This is a genomic window from Arthrobacter sp. B0427-1-12 (assembly GCF_059092905.1).
In genome coordinates, this window is record NZ_JBNHIC010000241.1 from 1 (window position 1) to 347 (window position 347).

Below are 347 nucleotides of genomic sequence, written 5' to 3' on the forward strand. Positions count from 1 at the left end.
CGGCTCCCGGCCCGCCTCCGGACGGTGTTCCCGTTCCCCGCACACCGGCCCGGCGGCCCCGCCTGAACCGGGACCTCGTTCTGGCCACCGCGCTTCGGGTCATCGACGCGGAGGGTCTGGACGCACTGACCATGCGCCGGCTTGGACAGGAACTGGGCCGTGACCCGATGGCGCTCTACCGTTACGCGGACAACCGGGCCGCACTCCTGGACGGCGTCGCGGAACTTGTCCTCAGCGAGCTAGTCATCCACCCCGAAGACAGCGACTGGAAGTCCCAGCTCAGACAGACCGCCCACGAGTTCCGGCGGATCGCCCTGACCCACCCCCACGTGGTGCCGCTGCTGGTC

The 347-nt window shown here is 70.3% G+C and carries 1 protein-coding gene; it reads left to right on the forward strand.

What is annotated here, in order from left to right:
* Positions 1-62: 62 nt before the first annotated feature.
* Positions 63-347, forward strand: a 285-nt coding sequence (locus AC5RWU_RS24730; RefSeq protein WP_493986799.1) for a TetR family transcriptional regulator, incomplete at its 3' end; no start/stop codon positions are given.